2 protein-coding genes are annotated in these 2,302 nt (G+C 43.1%); one reads left to right on the top strand and one right to left on the bottom strand.

The genetic code is table 11. The features are described 5' to 3' along the window. On the bottom strand, positions 1 to 1,140 hold a 1,140-nt coding region (locus SPADD19_RS06080; RefSeq protein ID WP_241496496.1), incomplete at its 3' end, for a DUF6688 domain-containing protein. A gap of 243 nt (positions 1,141 to 1,383) precedes the next feature. Here SPADD19_RS06080 and SPADD19_RS06075 point away from each other — a divergent pair. Beyond that, positions 1,384 to 2,292, top strand: coding sequence for a LysR family transcriptional regulator (locus tag SPADD19_RS06075; protein ID WP_003003594.1), 909 nt, complete (start codon positions 1,384 to 1,386; stop codon positions 2,290 to 2,292). Positions 2,293 to 2,302 lie beyond the last annotated feature (10 nt).

Here is a 2,302-nt window from a genome sequence, read left to right as displayed (position 1 = left end):
ACCGTGGCGGACACCCATCCGCTGGGGCTTGACAACTTTTTCATGCCCACCAGCCGCAACCGTACAGAGATAATGCTCATCAATGATGAGATTCTGAGGAGGGATCTTCTGTGAGAAGGCCCAGTCAGCTGTATTGGTCCAGGCCTTGATCATATAATCCGGTTGCTGCCCAAAGAGCATGAGAACGAGGACAACGAGAGCAAGCGTCGGAAGGGCAAGCAGAACCGCTAGCCAAGGCCAGTTACGTGACTTGTTTAAGAGCTGATGGAAATACTGAAGTAGACGATTCTCATAGGTGATATCTGTTCGATCTTCCTGCCACTCCCTGATGCGAACCCATAAAAGATGGATGGAATAGATCAGTAAGAAAAAGGTATGAAAACTTGCTACCTGCAGTTGATTATCGAAAACTAAGAGAAGAACCACACCTCCTAGAATGCCACTGATGCAGAAGACATTTGCTAACGGCGAGAGTGAATTCGCATCCCGGTAGGAATAGATAATCAAGGCTAGTAAAGTAAGAGTTGCCAGTGTGAAGAAGGTCGGATAGGCGCCAGACCAGATCAGGGCATGCTTCTGAGAATTGACCAACTTCTCACTCCAATCGTAAAAAGTCATCTCCTTTACGATGTAAATGAAAATCGCTTCAAGAAAGCAACCAAAGAGACCAAACCAAAGAACAATGGTAGGCTGTTGCTTTTTCTTTTTGACAGGCTTAGGACTAGGTGATTCTTGCCTTTCTTTCATAAGGAATGCGTCATCTTCTCTTGTCCCTTTTCCTTCCTTTGGCCCTCTATCTTCAAACAAATCCGGATCTTTGAGAGCTTCTTCCTCTGCTTCTTTGAACTGGATGCTAGACCACCGACCGATCCCATAGATAATGACAAAAATATTGGGAACAAAAAGGGCTAAGGTCACACCATAGGGCAAAACCTCCATCGTAAAGGACACTATAGCAAGAAAACTAAATTGAATGAATGGATCCTTTATTGCATAGATCGACTCACTAACAACAAAATAAATGTAAAAAGCTAATAGAATCAGTGCATTGGTCACAAAATTGATCTGCAACAGACCGGCTGTGAAATGGGTTTCCAATTCCTTATCCTTTTTCTTATACCAGGAAACTAGTTTTTTCATAAGATCTCCTCAATCAATTTTTTACCATTCTATCAATCAGATCTCCCCTTAATCAAGGCAAAACTGTATTTTTCCAACAAAATCAGTCCCCAGATGGAGATTTTGTTTCCAATTTTCTATTTTTTAAATATTTGATCTAGCCTACTTCCTATTACCTCCCTCAGCCTGCATTATACTCTGATACAGTCCTTGAAAGACCACATTTTACGGGAAAATCGTGCTCTTTTATGTTAAAATAAAAGCATGAGAATACAACAATTACAATACATTATCAAAATCGTCGAAACTGGCTCTATGAATGAAGCCGCAAAACAACTCTTCATCACACAACCAAGCCTTTCCAATGCCGTTAAGGACTTGGAAAATGAGATGGGGATTGAAATCTTTATCCGGAATCCTAAAGGGATCACTTTGACCCGCGATGGGATGGAGTTCCTCTCTTATGCCCGCCAGGTGGTGGAGCAGATCGACCTCTTGTCCGAACGCTATAAAAATCCTGTGGGCTCTCGTGAGCTTTTCAGTGTCTCTTCACAGCACTACGCCTTTGTGGTTGAGGCCTTCGTTTCACTATTGAAGAAAAGCGACATGGAAAAATACGAGCTCTTCCTACGGGAGACGCGGACTTGGGAGATCATCGATGACGTCAAGAACTTCCGAAGCGAAGTTGGCGTACTCTTTTTGAATAGCTACAACCGGGATGTCCTCTCTAAGATGCTGGATGATAATCACCTGATTGCCACCCACCTCTTTACAGCGCAACCTCATATCTTTGTCAGCAAGACCAATCCTCTTGCCAAGAAGGAGATCGTTCACTTATCTGATCTGGAAGATTTCCCATACCTTAGCTATGACCAAGGAACCCACAACTCCTTCTACTTCTCAGAAGAGATCCTCTCTCAAGAGCATCATAAGAAATCCATCGTTGTCAGTGACCGGGCGACCCTCTTTAATCTCTTGATTGGTCTGGATGGCTACACCATTGCGACCGGGATCCTCAACAGCAATCTCAACGGAAATAACATCGTCTCCATTCCCCTTGATATCGAAGACCCAATCGAGTTGGTCTACATCAAACATGAAAAAACAGCTCTCTCAAAAATGGGAGAAAAATTCATCGAGTACTTGCTTGAGGAAGTGAAGTTTGATAAGTAAAAAAGAGGCT

The organism is Streptococcus parasanguinis (assembly GCF_001578955.1).
GTDB lineage: Bacteria > Bacillota > Bacilli > Lactobacillales > Streptococcaceae > Streptococcus > Streptococcus parasanguinis_U.
Note: the sequence above shows the minus strand (reverse complement) of the source record. Positions and strands in the feature narration are given on the sequence as shown.

What these genes read in the sequence shown, in the direction of transcription:
- SPADD19_RS06075 (WP_003003594.1), top strand. Translation starts at nt 1,384, where the DNA reads ATGAGAATACAACAATTACAATACATTATCAAAATCGTCGAAACTGGC.